Genomic DNA, 13,513 nt, shown 5'->3' on the forward strand with positions numbered 1-13,513 from the left:
CGCGTCCTTTTCAGGACGCGGTCCTATCTCTCTCTGACGTCCTATCTTGCACCCGCCGTTCCGGCGTCAATGACATCGCGGCCCCTCCAATTTTCCCCGCACCGCAAGCGGCACAGAGAAAGTCGGTTCCTCCGCTCGCCGCACGGCGGCCGCGTTCAGCGGTCCCTGACCCCTCACGGACTTCGGTGCGGACACTTTTCGCCAGAAAACGAAAAGGAGACCCTGATGACACAGCATCACATCACACAGCCGGTTAGCGAAGAGCGGAAACTTGCGGATCAGCAGCCGACCGGGCTTGAACATCTGCGCAGCAGTTTCGATGCTGAAGTGCACCTTCCCGCCGATATCTCGCGCGAGTTTCTGTCTGCGGCGCTGCTTTGGGCCATCGACAACAAGGTCGATTTCGGTTTGTTCCACGAGCCCGGAAAGATCATCATCGCGCACTTCGGTGGTGATGAGATCTACCTCCCCTCCCGGTGGTCCGACAAACGATGGCACATCGGCCTTGAGGACAAGGAGCCTTTCGACCCGGGCGATTGAAGCCCAGACCAGAGGCGGCTTACCGCCTCTGGTCTTTGCCTTTCGCTTGAGCCGTTCCTGCCGGATCGACCAGCCGAGCCGGCTATGATCCCAAGCCCCATCTCTCTCTCCTGACAGCGGACGATGATGATGGTTGTCATTTCCCCTGGCACCAGCCATGTCGCGCGCCATCCCATGGCCGGGCAAGGCCTTCCTTGATCAAAACATCGCCCAGAGAATTGCCCGCACGCGATACGGTTCGAAGTTTACGTCCATACTTGTCCTCGTCGCGGAAGCCGGCCGACAGCGAAAACTTTCCGGCGTTGAGCAGCGTTAGTAGTCGCGACTTTGCCGCTTCACCTTTGATCCGTTCAGCTTCGCAGCGGGGCGGGCTGAGTTCGGGCGTATCGATGTCGGCGATGCGGATTTTCTTGCCCTCGAACCAGAAGGTGTCGCCGTCGACGACGCAGTTCGTGCGATGGCTGTCGCCGCAGATCACGAACGACGCCGATTGGCTGTCTTGCGCAGGCGCTTTGACGAAAGCCGCAGCGATGTCGAGATGGCCATTGCGATCAAGATAGAGCCAGCCCGCGGCGCCGATCACCACGGCCCAGACAATCGCGGTCGGAAAGCCTCGGCCGCGATCGTGACCATGACGACGCGGCGTCGATCGCGAGTCATTAATGCCGGGACGGTCGTTGGCGACCTTCCGATTTTTCCTGAACGGGATGACGTTCTTTTGCGCCAAGCTTTTCATTCCTCTTCGGCGGCAGAGGTTACAGCCGGTTTGGTTTCATAGGCGTTTACCGCAGACGCCGAATTCGAACCTTCCTTCTCCCTTCCGCCCATCGAATGAAACCGGTTCTCGCCGACGCAGGCTCTCATATCGTTGCGCCGGAACCAGATGGCGCGCCCGCATCTGAGCGGTGCATTGCCGGCCGTGAACACGATCTGCTCGTCGGCCCGCATGCGCAGAACCTCATGCGGCTGGATAAGCGGTCTGGCGGCAAGCTGCTTCGAGCGTGTTCGCGATGATCCCCTTGCCTGGGAACTGCGGCTGACCTGGTCGATCTCGACCGTGGTCATGCCGCAACGTTTCGAGATGTAGTCGGCGGTCTCGGGATCGTTAATTGCGGCGAACGAGATCCAGCTGGCACTCTCGAACCACTTGCTTGCCGCGTCGCGGCCGCCATAGGTTTCGCGCATCTGGCCGATCGACTGATAGATCATCGTCAGCGTGATTCCGTATTTGCGGCCGGCGTCGCGCGCAGTCTCGAGGATCCGCATGTAACCGAGGCGGGCGACCTCATCGAGAAGAAACAGCGCGCGCCCTTCAAGCTTTCCGTCGCGATTATAGATCGCGTTGAGAAGCGAGCCGATGACGACACGCGCAAGACCGGAATGAGTCTCCAACGTCTTGAGGTCGATGTTGATGAAGACGTCGGTATTTCCCGCGGCGATGTCGCTGGTCGAGAATTTCCGTCCGGACACCAGGGCGGCATAATTCGGATAGGAAAGCCAATGCGTTTCCTTGACCGCATTGGCATAGACGCCGGAGAAGGTTTCCGGCGTCATATTGACGAAGGCAGCGACGTTCTCCTTCACGAAATCCGAACCCGAATTGTCGTAGATGTCCTGCAGGCGCTTGCGCAAGGTCGGTTCCGGCTCCGACAGGTTCATGCGCACCCGGCGAAGCGTCTGGTCCTTCTCGTCCATGTGACCGGACAGGCAGACATCGGCGATGAGCGCGGTGAGCAACTGCAGGGCTGACGCGCGAAAGAAGTCGTCACGGACACCGCGCGCGCCGCCGCTGTCGCTCATGATCCACGATGCGACAGAGGCAATATCCTCTTCCTTCGTTCCGCCGAAACGGCCGACCCAGTCCAGCACGTTGAAGCCCATGTCCGACTTCCTCGGGTCGAGGACGAACACGTCCCTTCCCGCTCCGCCGCGATGCGCGGAGACCATCGGGGCGACCTCGTTCGACGGATCGAGCACGATCAGCGTGCCGCCCCATTTGAGTGCCGTCGGGATGGTCACCGACGTCGTCTTGAAACCACCGGACCCCGCAAAGACGATCCCGTGCGACGAGCCGAATGAGCCATCGAAGCACAGCAACGGCGACTTGCCGCCGGCGCCCCAGGTCTCCGCGCTATCGGCTCGAAATGCCAATGCCGCGACGCTGTCCTTGTCGACCCGATAGCGCTCGCCGATGACGATGCCGCCGGAATCGGAAAACAGCTTCGCCGCCTCTGGCGGCTTCATCCAGTCGGCTTCGCCATGCAGTGCCCTCTTGCCCTGAATGCGCTTTGGCTCGGCCCTTGCGAATGCCGCATTGCCGATGAACGCAACGCGGAGTGCGAAGCAGGCACACATGAACGCTGCGCCTACTCCAATCGACGTTGCCGGATCGAGATAGGCGAAGACCGTCTTGCCGGTTGGCAGCGTCTTCGTGAAAGCGGCAAGGCGTATGGTTTCGCGGGTAGCCGCGATCAGGATCGTTCCACTGCATCCCGCAACGACGCCCCAGCCTGCCTGCTTGATGCTGATCGCGCCGGCACTTGCGAACAAGAACACGATACCGATCGCCGCGCTGGCGACATAGGGCAGCGCGATGCCCGCACGCCCCCATGCCAAGCGTGCGGCCTCGGTCTTCCCGAAGCCGGAAATCCACTGCTCGATCCCCGTCATCCCGATGACGACCAGGATCATCAGCGCCGCCGGCCCGACGACGAGCGCAATCCTATTGATCGTCATTGCCAAAGGCCTCCGCGCCGATTGCCGTGAGCCTGGATCGCTCGCCCTCATCACCCTTGATTCGGCGGGCGACATCGATCAGCGCGCCCAGCAACAGCGCGCGCTTCTCGTAACGCAGCCCGGCCTTGACGATCAGGCCGCCGAGCTCGATCTTTTCCCGCGTTTCCTTCTTGCGGGCGTCGGATGTCATCGTCCTCGCCATACGCTCAAGCCTCGCCAGTGCTGCCCGCGCCCGCACCAGAGGAGTCCGCCGGCGTCGACGTTGCGCCGCTGCTATCGCCGGCACCCTTTTTCCCTCCGTTCGTAGCGCCCTTCCCTCCCCCTTGGCCTCCGCGAAACCGCGTCGCCACTTCCTCGAAAGCGGCCTGCAGCTCCCCTTCCTCAATCTCGATCTCGCCAAGGCCGGCCTTGAGCGCGATCCGGCCGATCCGCTCGGCTTCTCTTGTCTCGGCGACCTTGAGCTGCTCCTGCAACTTGGCGATTTCGTCGCGGATTTTCGAGGCAGGTTTTTTCATGTCCGATCGTCTCCATGGCTGAGAAAGCTTGTCTTTCGAAGCCAGTCTTTCCGAACGGAGTGCGGAACGCACTACTGTGAATCCTACAATCGCCAAGGGCGATTCTTTGGTGAATGATCCCGGCCGTTCCGAAGGAGCGGCTTCCAAGGGCGCAATTATACGTCGCTCACGCGACGCCCTTGCTTGGTCCGGCCTCCCGCTCCCGACGAACCCGTTGATTTCGTTTGCAACCGGGAAAGAACTCCGCCGTGGCCGTCCCCCATTTCTCCGTCAGCGTCGTCGCCCGCGGCTCCGGCCGCAGCGCTGTCCTGTCGGCGGCCTACCGGCACTGCGCGAAAATGGAATACGAGCGGGAAGCGCGAACGATCGATTACACCCGCAAGCTGGGGCTGTTGCACGAAGAGTTTGTGATTCCGGCAGACTCGCCCGAATGGGTGCGCAGCATGATTGCAGATCGCTCAGTCGCGGGAGCATCCGAAGCCTTCTGGAACAAGGTGGAGGCATTCGAGAAGCGATCCGATGCGCAGCTCGCCAAGGATGTCACCATTGCCCTGCCGCTCGAGCTGACATCCGAGCAGAATATCGCTCTCATGCGCGACTTTGTGGAGAGGCACATCACGGCGAAGGGGATGGTCGCCGACTGGGTCTATCACGACGCCCCCGGCAATCCGCATGTCCACCTGATGACGACATTGCGGCCGCTCACCGAAGATGGGTTCGGTTCGAAGAAGGTCGCTGTGCTCGGTCGGGACGGCAAACCGATCCGCAATGATGCAGGCAAGATCGTCTATGACCTGTGGGCCGGTAGCACTGAGGACTTCAACGCTTTCCGCGACGGCTGGTTTGCCTGCCAGAACAAACATCTGGCGCTCGCCGGCCTCGATATTCGCATCGATGGCCGCTCCTTCGAAAAGCAGGGTATCGACCTCGAGCCGACCATTCACCTCGGCGTCGGCGCCAAAGCCATCGAGCGCAAGGCCGAGCAATCCGACGGGAAGCAGGAGACCGCGCCTCCCAAACTCGAACGCATCGAGCTTCAGGAAGCTCGTCGTAGCGAGAATGCACGCCGCATCCAGCGCCGCCCCGAGATCGTGCTTGAGCTGATCACGCGGGAGAAGAGCGTCTTCGACGAACGTGATGTTGCGAAGGTGTTGTATCGCTATATCGACGATGCCCGTCTCTTCCAAAGCCTGATGGTGAGGATTCTGCAGAGCCCGGAAGCGCTCAGGCTCGAGCGCGAGCGAATGAATCTTGCGACCGGGGTCCGAGAGCTGGCGAAATACACGACCCGGGAGATGATCCGGCTTGAAGCCGAGATGGCCAACCGCGCTATCTGGCTTTCCGCTCGCGCCTCCCATGGTGTCCGTGAGGCGGTGCTGCAGGCGACCTTTGCACGCCATTCTCGTCTATCGGATGAGCAGCGGACGGCGATCGAACATGTCGCCGGCGGAGAGAGGATCGCCGCCGTGATTGGTCGTGCCGGCGCCGGCAAGACGACGATGATGAAGGCTGCCCGTGAGGCGTGGGAAGCAGCCGGCTATCGTGTGGTCGGCATAGCACTGGCCGGCAAAGCAGCCGAGGGATTGGAGAAGGAAGCGGGCATCCCATCGCGCACGCTGTCGTCGTGGGAGCTTCGCTGGAACCAGGGTCGCAACCAGCTCGACAACAAGACTGTCATCGTACTCGACGAGGCCGGCATGGTGTCGTCACGGCAGATGGCGCTGTTGGTCGAGACGGTGACCAAGGCCGGCGCCAAACTTGTCCTCGTCGGCGATCCCGAACAACTCCAGCCGATCGAAGCGGGTGCCGCCTTTCGCGCCATTGCCGCTCGCATCGGCTATGCCGAACTCGAAACGATCTACCGTCAGCGCCAGCAATGGATGCGCGATGCCTCGCTCGATCTCGCTCGTGGCAATATCCGCAAGGCTGTCGACGCCTATACCGCTCATGGTCGAATGATTGGCTTGAGACTGAAGGACGAGGCGGTCGAGAGCCTGATCGCAGCGTGGGACCGCGACTACGACCCCTCGAAGACCAGCCTGATCCTCGCGCACCTTCGCCGTGATGTGCGAATGCTCAACGATATGGCGCGCGCCAAGTTGGTCGAACGCGGTGTCGTCGCAGAAGGATTTGCATTCAAGACGGAGGACGGACACCGCAAATTTGCGCCGGGAGATCAGATCGTGTTCCTCAAGAACGAGGGCAGCCTCGGCGTTAAGAACGGCATGCTCGCAAAGGTGCTCAAAGCCGCTCCTGGCCGGGTCGTCGCCGAGGTTGGTGAAGGAGAGCACCGCCGTCAGGTTACTATCGAGCAGCGCTTCTACAACAATCTCGATCACGGTTATGCCACGACGATCCACAAGAGCCAGGGGGCGACCGTCGACCGGGTGAAGGTGCTTGCGTCACTGTCGCTCGACCGGCATCTGACCTACGTCGCGATGACCCGCCATCGTGAAGATCTCGCCGTCTACTACGGCAGTCGCTCCTTCGCGAAATCCGGCGGCCTCATCCCGATCCTATCGCGCCGAAACGCCAAGGAGACGACCCTCGATTACGAGCAGGCGTCGTTCTATCGCCAGGCGCTGCGCTTCGCGGAAGCCCGGGGCCTGCACCTCATGAATGTCGCCCGGGCGGTCGCGCGCGATCGCCTGGAATGGACCATTCGGCAGAAACAGAAGCTGGTCGGCCTCGGCGCCCGTCTTGCCGCAATTGCAACGAAACTCGGTTTCGTCGGCAACTTCAAAAACTCCCCAATCCAGAACCCGATCAAGGAGGCCAAGCCCATGGTGTCAGGCATCACCACCTTCCCTAAATCGTTCGAGCAGGCTGTCGAGGACAAGCTCGCCGCCGACCCCGGCCTCAAGAAACAATGGGAGGACGTCTCGACCCGCTTCCACCTCGTCTACGCGCAGCCGGAGGCTGCCTTCAAGGCAATCAATGTCGACGCGATGGTCAAGGACCAATCGGTCGCGAAGTCCACTCTCGCGAAGGTCGCCGACGCCCCCGAAAGTTTCGGTACGCTAAAGGGCAAGCCCGGTCTTCTTGCCAGCCGTGCCGAGAAGCAGGACCGGGAAAAAGCCATCGCCAATGTCCCGGCACTTGGCCGCAATCTTGAACGCTATCTTCGTGAGCGGGCCGAGGCCGAATTGAAGCATGAGACGGAGGAGCGCGCGGTCCGGCTCAAGGTTTCGGTCGACATCCCTGCGCTCTCGCCAGCGGCCAAGCAGATGCTCGAACGCGTCCGCGATGCCATCGATCGCAACGATCTCCCTGCCGGCCTTGAATATGCGTTGGCCGACAAAATGGTGAAAGCTGAACTCGAAGGTTTCGCGAAGGCTGTGTCCGAGCGTTTCGGAGAACGGACCTTCCTGCCTCTCGCCGCGAAAGACACCAACGGCAAGGCCTTCGAGACCGTTACAGCGGGCATGACGGCTGGCCAGAAGGCTGAGGTCCAGTCTGCGTGGAATTCCATGCGGACGGTCCAGCAGCTTGCCGCTCATGAACGAACGACGGAGGCGCTTAAGCAGGCTGAGACACTGCGCCAGACGAAGAGCCAAGGGCTCTCCCTGAAATGACGGCGGCAGCTAGAGCGCGCCAGGCGATAACCGCGCAACAACGACGAGCGGCCGTGATCCTCTCGGCCACGACGTTGGCCGCTATCGTGCTGGTGGCGACTGCCCTCGCCGGCGGTTATCGCATCAATCTGACCCCGAGCGAGCCACTCGGCCTGTGGCGTATCGTTCCGCTCGGTCGCCCCGTTGCTGTCAGTGACCTAGTGTTCGTTTGCCCACCGGCAACCGCGGAAATGCGGGAGGCGCGAGCGCGCGACTATCTCCGTTCCGGTTCCTGCCCGGGTGGCGTCGCCCCGTTGATCAAGACGGTGATCGCCGTCGCAGGCCAGCATGTCGAAATCGGCGCCAGCGTGATTGTCGATGGGCGGGTGGTTGCCTCTTCCAGCCTCGCGCCACGAGACGGAAAGGGGCGGCCGCTGGCGCCGTTTCCGAGTGGCATCGTTCCGCCAGGACATCTCTTCCTGCATTCGGCGTTCCCGGGCTCCTTCGACTCCCGGTACTTCGGTCCGGTGCCCGCTTCAGGCATTCTCGGCCTAGCGCAGGAGATCCTCACCTATGCGCCGTGAGTTTCTTCGGGCGACGCAGCTGATAGTCGCTTCGATCGCGATCGGCGTGGTGGGCTGGAGCGGCCACGCGTTGCTTCTGCCCGTCGCCCTGGCGTTTCCCGTTCTTTGGTCGATGGCGCAAACGAGGGCGGTCGCGGCCCTTGTCTCGGCCAGCTATTTTCTGGCCGCATCTCGTGGCCTGCCGCAAGGCGTCGCTGCCTTCTATTCGTCTGATATCTGGCCGGGGCTGCTCCTCTGGCTGTGCGCGTCCTCGAGCTTCGTCGCCGTGCATACGGTCCTGTGGACCGGGATCGCCGGCATTCGTCCGTTCCGCTATCTCCTTGCGGCCGTCATCATGGCCGTCCCGCCGTTCGGCATCACGGGCTGGGCGCATCCTGTCACGGCCGCTGGAGTTTTGTTTCCGGGATGGGGATGGTGGGGACTGGGCTGGATGACAGCTGGCCTTGCGGGCCTCGTAACCCGCATATGGCCAGCTGTCGCCATCGCCTTGACCGGCTTTTGGCTATGGTCCGCCGCAATCTGGACCGACCCGAGACTACCGGAAGCCTGGCGCGGCGTCGATCTGGAAATGGGCGCTTCGCTTGGCCGCGACACCGGTCTTCGACGCCAGCATGACCTGATCGCAACGGTGCGCGACGCTGCCGGCGATGGCACCCGCTTTGTGGTGTTGCCAGAAAGTGCGCTCGGCTTCTGGACGCCGACCGTGGAGCGTCTATGGACGGGCGCACTTGCCGATGGCGATGCCACCGTCATCGCCGGCGCCGTGGTAGTCGACGCAGACGGCTACGACAATGTCCTCGTCTCGATCGACGGCAAGGGTCGCCGCATCCTTTATCGCGAACGCATGCCGGTTCCCGGCTCGATGTGGCAGCCATGGCGATCCTGGTTTGGGGAGAGCGGCGGCGCCCGGGCGGATTTCTTCGCGAACCCAATCGTCACTATCGGTGCCGGCCGGGCCGCACCACTGATCTGCTACGAGCAACTGATCGTTTGGCCGGTCCTGCAGTCGATGCTGCACGATCCGGACGCCATCCTCGCCGTCGGAAACGGCTGGTGGACCGAAGGCACGTCGATCATTGCCATACAGCGCGCCGCGACTACCGCCTGGGTAAAACTCTTCGCAAAGCCGCTCGTCATTGCCTTTAACACCTGAAAGGAGACACTATGCTGGACGCCGCCCTGATCAAAGAATGCGCCGACCCTTCCCTAAAACCCGCGATCGTCGAACGGTTCGTGGTATCAGCAGGCTCGGCTGATCCCCTCGCCGTCACCGTCAAATCCGGTGGCCGTTTGATCCTCGTGCCAAAAGCTGCGTCGGCTGACGAGGCGATGGTGATCGTGCGGCAATATGCTGGTCAGGCGGTGGTCCGCGTCGGTCTCACGCAGTTTCCCGCCGGCGTTGGCGTCAAGGAAGCGAGTGATCTCAAACCGGACCTCGTCGATGCCTGCCAGAACCTCCGCAAAGGCACGGCGATGTTCGCCAAGGTGCTCCGGATCGTCGCGAAATGGTATGGCAACCCGACGAGCAAAGATGTCTTCCCGCAGATCTTCGAGGATGCGGTCTACGCATGGAAGACCGGCGAGTTCGAGGGCGTCAGTGTGTTTCAGGCGGAGGATCCGGGAACGGCAGTTGAAGTGCCGCAGCAAAGCGAGGAGAAGATCCCCGACGAGGAAGAGAGCGCCGAACCGAAACCAGGAGAGCAAGAGCCTGAGACGGTGCAGGATGTTGGCCGAGCGGGGATGCGGATCGACCTCTCACACATTGGAGGCCAAAAATAGATTGACTTCGTTTCGCCGGGGGCAGCGAGGCGAGTATTGAGGTTCAAAGCAGAAAATTAGTGTAACTCAAATGCATGATATTAGTGTTTGTCGGAACGCCCCGCACGAACGTGGTGTTCGAGTTGATCAAAGCACCAGCACAGCCATCCACGAAAGAACGGCCGCGCGGAAATACGATTAGAGCAGATTCATGCCCGGCTGCGTCATAACGGGGCCTCAAGGGCAGCAACTAGCAGTCAGCACGCGCGCGTCTACTCATCTCGTCACAAGCACGGCAGGTTCGACGCCCAGTGCCTCTGCGATTTGGCCAAGGACGGTGACGGTCGCCGACATCTCGGCACGCTCGATTGCTCCGACATGGCGGACACTGAGGCCCGTACGGTGGGCCACTTCCTCCTGCGTCAATTGTTTGCCATGACGGATTCGACGCATATTGATCGCCATGACCTCCTTGAGATCCATGACGCGAGCGGAACCTGAATCGGAACTATTATTCCAGGAACTATAGTTCCGATTCGTCACGGCGCGTGATATTGCTCGTCCAGGCCGTCACAAGTTACCTTGGGATATAGGGTATATGAACTTCTGAAAGACAGGCCGTGCAGTTATGGCCTATGCGGTATAATGCTCACCAGGATTTGGCTTTCGAGCGGCAAATGAAGAAATTAAGGGGAAGCGGATGAAGGACGTGAACTTATCCGAGACAAAACACGAAACCAAACCGATGGGATCCTGTTTACGTTCAATGGAAAAATCAGAACTAGAGGCGCTTGCTATATCTGCAATCCGAGAGCACCGCCGGCTTATAGTCGCCGACGAAGCTGTTTATGAGGAATGGACCCGCGCGTCCGCCGACCCCTCGGTTTCGAGCGCCGTGCTCGAAAGCTTGCAGCAAGAGTATGCCGCGCGGCAAAGGAAATCCGAAGCCCAGCAGGAAGAGCTTTCGGAGATCATCGATGTGCTCGGCTACATCCCCGAGGTTCCGCTCGATGGCGATGAATGACCCCTCAAACCAAGCCGTGATCTTTAGCGATCGCGACTAGATGTGGAACGGTCGCCGCGTCAAGTTTCTCGCGCGCTTTATCGAGGTAGTGCTGCACCGTCCTCGCGTTGATCCCCGTCAACATTGCGGTTTCCGGGGCACTTTTGCCCTTTGCTGCCCACATGAGGCACATCGCTTCCCTTGGCGAGAGTAGCCGCTTCGGAGCGATTATCGTCGTCGAAGCGATAATCTTCAGGCGGTAATGGATTGCAAGGACCGTCCGGACGGCTTTCTGGGCGTCCAGCAGTTTGGCTTTCTCGACTTTCTTCTCCGACGAGGCAAAGGTCAGCATCATCGTCGACCCGAAACTCCCTTCGACCGGAATCGTCAGCCCACTGCGAATGCCGTGCTCGATCGCCTGGTCGCGAAACCGTCTCAGCTCCGAGGTGCCACGAGCCGGCCAATCATCGGCCGTCCAGTAGAACATCTCCATGCGACGCTTGGCTTCCGTGATGACGGGGTCGATGCGCGAATATTGGCCGCCAAGATAGATATCCTGCCATTCCTCCGGATAGGAGTTGAATGTGCGGATTTCCAGGCCCTCGGTCTGAAGATACGCAAAACGTTCGAAGCCATGGGAGTTTGCGAAGCTTTTCAGGGCGCCCTTGATCATGCGTTCATCGTGCGCAGCTTCCGTCATATCGATTAAAGAGCGAAGGTCTCCGTCCACGGACTTGTCTCCTCTTGCGCAGCTGCGAGCCTCCCACCCGTCGCGCCTACCACGCGCCGCGAGTTACCTGGTGCCACCGTTCGGCCAGCCGGAGCCATACGGAACATCGGACCGTGGCTGCGAATTCCGTGTCCCCATTCGTTTCCGATGAAAACGCAGTTGCCTTCTGCCGAAGCATATCCACGGCCGTTGCAACTGGTTTTCTACTCACCTCTACCGAGTATTCAAGGCCTCTTCATCTAAAATATGACAATTTGAGAGAAGATTTTGGCGAGCGCTGATTTCTGAGCGCGGATGGATCGCTCCACCCGACGAAACGACGGGCGGAGCAGCGTTCGAGATGGGTTAGCGCCCGCTATAAATGGATGGAAAGATGATATCCTGGTCCGCGAGAACGTTGAACTTATAGCCAGGACGGATGCGAATCGTCGGCTGAACGTTGAGGTTCTTCGAGATTGTCTGTTCTGTGACGCGACCGAAGCTTTCGGCAAAATTCCGCCGTGCTGCATCCGATGCCGTGTCCTGGGTGGCCAATGTTGAACTCTCCGGCATCGACATGTCGATCCCCGTCCCGATGATTGCCACCAGAGCTGCGGAACCGAACGTCCTCCAGAGATGGCGGTCAACCTTGTCCTGGAAGCCGCCATACCCCTCGGCGTCCGTGCCGGCCATGCCGCCGATCTGCAGGGTGGATCCATTGGGAAAAATAAGGTCAGTCCAGACGACGAGAACACGCTCCTGGCCGAATGAGACCTTGGAATCATAGCGACCGAACAGCTTTGCGCCCTGCGGGATAAGGAGGCGATAGCCGCTCGCGCTGTCGTAGACATTCTGGCTGACCTGCGCGGTAATCCGCCCTGGCAGGTCGGAATTGAGGCCGGTGATCAAGGTGGCGGGAATGACCGAGCCGCGCTTCAGTTCGTAGGGTGACATCTGCGGCACGACCTGGTTTGGCAGGTAGCCGAGATCCTTGATGTCCTGATTGAAAAAATCCTCCTTCGACGGCTGTCCGTTCTGATCGACGTTTTGGCCCATCAGGCCGGATTTCATGGCGGCGGCATAAAGGTCCGACGCACTGTTGACGGCTGCATTTGTCGGCTGGCGGCCGCTGTCATTGGTGGAGGTTGCCTTCTCGAAGTCTCCGATGTCTACCTTCAGCGGCGAATCGAGCGCCGTAGCGCGAGCCTGGAGGCGAGCCATCCGCTGGCGCTGCGCTTCCCGGATATACTGCTCGTCCTGCTCCCGCTTCAGGCGAGCCTTCCACTCCTCCTCGGATTCGAGCGAGCGTCTCTCCTGTCGGTCATTCGGCCGGCGTTCAACGGCGGTCTCCTGTTTCTCGACCTTCTGCTCGACGACAGGGGTCGGTTGAAACACTTCCTGCTTCTCCGGCTCGCCGATGATGCCGTCGGTGACACCCCGTTTGAGCTGGTCGCCGAAGCTGGTCGCCGGGGTGTTGGAAGCCCCCTCGATGTCGCCTCGATGGAAGGACAGCCCCCGCAGCGACAGGCCGATCACGACGACGCCAACGAAGAGCGCGACGACGATGATGGCGATGATGATCGGCAGGCGGTTGAGCCGGCGCATGCCATTCTGATCGTCGGACTGGGCTGGCGCGCCAAGTTGGAGCGACTGGACCATATTGCTCTCCGTCAGTTGCGCTGCATGATCGAAAGTGGACTGGTCGGCGTGGCGCCGGCCGCCGTCGGCGTATAGGCGCGGCCAAGAGCGATGGAAGGCGTCGAAACGCGCGCAAAAACCTGCCCGTCGAAGCCCTCGACGGCAAAAGCAAGCTCGACCGGCTTGATGTCTTTGGCGACCTTGCCGTCCGTGACGACCGTATAACCCCAGCCCTTCAGGGCCGCCTCGAGGGCGGTCGCGAATTCCGACTGGTCCTTTTCCATTTTGATGGTCGTCGCAGCGCTGGCCGGACCGATTTGTTCGGCGAGACGACTTGCCATGTCACCGGCGATCGCGCTTGCGGCCGGTCCGGTGACGGCAACCGGGGTTGCATTGGTGGTCATCGCGTCGTCGGCCGTTTGGCAACCGGAGAGTAGTTTGGCCGCGATGAAGAGTGCGAGGAGCTTGCGCATGGT

The 13,513-nt window shown here is 61.0% G+C and carries 14 protein-coding genes; 6 read left to right on the forward strand and 8 right to left on the reverse strand.

All coding sequences use genetic code 11. The features are described 5' to 3' along the window. The first annotated feature begins 225 nt into the window (after positions 1 to 225). A complete protein-coding gene (locus EXN68_RS25110) occupies positions 226 to 540 on the forward strand; it encodes a hypothetical protein (RefSeq protein ID WP_077768127.1) in 315 nt (104 codons plus the stop codon). 136 nt (positions 541 to 676) lie between these two features. On the opposite strand, the gene EXN68_RS25115 is transcribed toward EXN68_RS25110, so the two are convergent. The 4 genes from EXN68_RS25115 to traC form a co-directional block, all read right to left on the reverse strand. Then, a complete protein-coding gene (locus EXN68_RS25115; RefSeq protein WP_234888144.1) occupies positions 677 to 1,072 on the reverse strand; it encodes a thermonuclease family protein in 396 nt (131 codons plus the stop codon). Positions 1,073 to 1,272: 200 nt separating this feature from the next. Next, positions 1,273 to 3,276, reverse strand: a complete 2,004-nt coding sequence (gene traG / locus EXN68_RS25120; protein ID WP_012475987.1) for a Ti-type conjugative transfer system protein TraG — start codon at positions 3,274 to 3,276, stop codon at positions 1,273 to 1,275. Continuing rightward, positions 3,263 to 3,478, reverse strand: coding sequence for a type IV conjugative transfer system coupling protein TraD (traD, locus tag EXN68_RS25125; RefSeq protein ID WP_012475988.1), 216 nt, complete (start codon positions 3,476 to 3,478; stop codon positions 3,263 to 3,265). The genes traG and traD overlap by 14 nt, the downstream gene beginning before the upstream one ends. A gap of 4 nt (positions 3,479 to 3,482) precedes the next feature. Further along, positions 3,483 to 3,791, reverse strand: a complete 309-nt coding sequence (gene traC / locus EXN68_RS25130; RefSeq protein WP_012475989.1) for a conjugal transfer protein TraC — start codon at positions 3,789 to 3,791, stop codon at positions 3,483 to 3,485. 248 nt (positions 3,792 to 4,039) lie between these two features. Between traC and traA the strand changes: the two genes are divergently transcribed. Genes traA through EXN68_RS25150 form a run of 4 tightly spaced genes read left to right on the forward strand, consistent with a single transcriptional unit; the run spans position 4,040 to position 9,708 of the window. Next, a complete protein-coding gene (gene traA / locus EXN68_RS25135) occupies positions 4,040 to 7,366 on the forward strand; it encodes a Ti-type conjugative transfer relaxase TraA (protein WP_012475990.1) in 3,327 nt (1,108 codons plus the stop codon). After that, on the forward strand, positions 7,363 to 7,929 hold the full coding sequence (traF, locus tag EXN68_RS25140; RefSeq protein ID WP_012475991.1) for a conjugative transfer signal peptidase TraF: 567 nt from the start codon (positions 7,363 to 7,365) through the stop codon (positions 7,927 to 7,929). The genes traA and traF overlap by 4 nt, the downstream gene beginning before the upstream one ends. Further along, positions 7,919 to 9,082 carry a conjugal transfer protein TraB gene (locus EXN68_RS25145; protein WP_012475992.1) on the forward strand — a complete coding sequence of 388 codons (1,164 nt, stop codon included), beginning with the start codon at positions 7,919 to 7,921 and terminating at the stop codon, positions 9,080 to 9,082. The genes traF and EXN68_RS25145 overlap by 11 nt, the downstream gene beginning before the upstream one ends. Positions 9,083 to 9,093: 11 nt before the next feature. Further along, the gene (locus EXN68_RS25150; RefSeq protein WP_012475993.1) at positions 9,094 to 9,708 is read left to right on the forward strand and encodes a TraH family protein; all 615 of its coding nucleotides are present in this window, start codon (positions 9,094 to 9,096) and stop codon (positions 9,706 to 9,708) included. A 255-nt stretch (positions 9,709 to 9,963) separates the two neighbouring features. Here EXN68_RS25150 and EXN68_RS25155 read toward each other — a convergent pair whose 3' ends face one another. Beyond that, entirely contained in the window at positions 9,964 to 10,170 is a 207-nt protein-coding gene (locus EXN68_RS25155) for a helix-turn-helix domain-containing protein (protein ID WP_077768126.1), read from the reverse strand. A 217-nt stretch (positions 10,171 to 10,387) separates the two neighbouring features. On the opposite strand from EXN68_RS25155, the gene EXN68_RS25160 reads away from it, so the two are divergent. Then, positions 10,388 to 10,711: a transcriptional repressor TraM gene (locus tag EXN68_RS25160; RefSeq protein ID WP_012475995.1), complete on the forward strand. Its 324-nt coding sequence runs from the start codon at positions 10,388 to 10,390 to the stop codon at positions 10,709 to 10,711. A gap of 4 nt (positions 10,712 to 10,715) precedes the next feature. Here EXN68_RS25160 and EXN68_RS25165 read toward each other — a convergent pair whose 3' ends face one another. The 3 genes from EXN68_RS25165 to trbH all read right to left on the reverse strand — a co-directional run bounded on the left by EXN68_RS25165 (position 10,716) and on the right by trbH (position 13,510). Beyond that, a complete protein-coding gene (locus EXN68_RS25165) occupies positions 10,716 to 11,420 on the reverse strand; it encodes an autoinducer binding domain-containing protein (RefSeq protein ID WP_077768125.1) in 705 nt (234 codons plus the stop codon). 345 nt (positions 11,421 to 11,765) lie between these two features. Further along, positions 11,766 to 13,058, reverse strand: a complete 1,293-nt coding sequence (gene trbI / locus EXN68_RS25170; RefSeq protein ID WP_012475997.1) for an IncP-type conjugal transfer protein TrbI — start codon at positions 13,056 to 13,058, stop codon at positions 11,766 to 11,768. Between the two features lie 11 nt (positions 13,059 to 13,069). Beyond that, positions 13,070 to 13,510, reverse strand: a complete 441-nt coding sequence (gene trbH, locus EXN68_RS25175; RefSeq protein ID WP_012475998.1) for a conjugal transfer protein TrbH — start codon at positions 13,508 to 13,510, stop codon at positions 13,070 to 13,072. Positions 13,511 to 13,513: the final 3 nt, after the last annotated feature.

This window comes from Martinezella rhizogenes, assembly GCF_007002745.1.
GTDB classification, from domain to species: domain Bacteria; phylum Pseudomonadota; class Alphaproteobacteria; order Rhizobiales; family Rhizobiaceae; genus Agrobacterium; species Agrobacterium cucumeris.

Bases quoted from the DNA above. Each gene is read 5' to 3' on its own strand.
- EXN68_RS25110 (WP_077768127.1), top strand. From the start codon at position 226: ATGACACAGCATCACATCACACAGCCGGTTAGCGAAGAGCGGAAACTT.
- traG (WP_012475987.1), bottom strand. From the start codon at position 3,276: ATGACGATCAATAGGATTGCGCTCGTCGTCGGGCCGGCGGCGCTGATG.
- traD (WP_012475988.1), bottom strand. From the start codon at position 3,478: ATGGCGAGGACGATGACATCCGACGCCCGCAAGAAGGAAACGCGGGAA.
- traC (WP_012475989.1), bottom strand. From the start codon at position 3,791: ATGAAAAAACCTGCCTCGAAAATCCGCGACGAAATCGCCAAGTTGCAG.
- traF (WP_012475991.1), top strand. From the start codon at position 7,363: ATGACGGCGGCAGCTAGAGCGCGCCAGGCGATAACCGCGCAACAACGA.
- EXN68_RS25145 (WP_012475992.1), top strand. From the start codon at position 7,919: ATGCGCCGTGAGTTTCTTCGGGCGACGCAGCTGATAGTCGCTTCGATC.
- EXN68_RS25150 (WP_012475993.1), top strand. From the start codon at position 9,094: ATGCTGGACGCCGCCCTGATCAAAGAATGCGCCGACCCTTCCCTAAAA.
- EXN68_RS25155 (WP_077768126.1), bottom strand. From the start codon at position 10,170: ATGGATCTCAAGGAGGTCATGGCGATCAATATGCGTCGAATCCGTCAT.
- EXN68_RS25160 (WP_012475995.1), top strand. From the start codon at position 10,388: ATGAAGGACGTGAACTTATCCGAGACAAAACACGAAACCAAACCGATG.
- trbI (WP_012475997.1), bottom strand. From the start codon at position 13,058: ATGGTCCAGTCGCTCCAACTTGGCGCGCCAGCCCAGTCCGACGATCAG.
- trbH (WP_012475998.1), bottom strand. From the start codon at position 13,510: ATGCGCAAGCTCCTCGCACTCTTCATCGCGGCCAAACTACTCTCCGGT.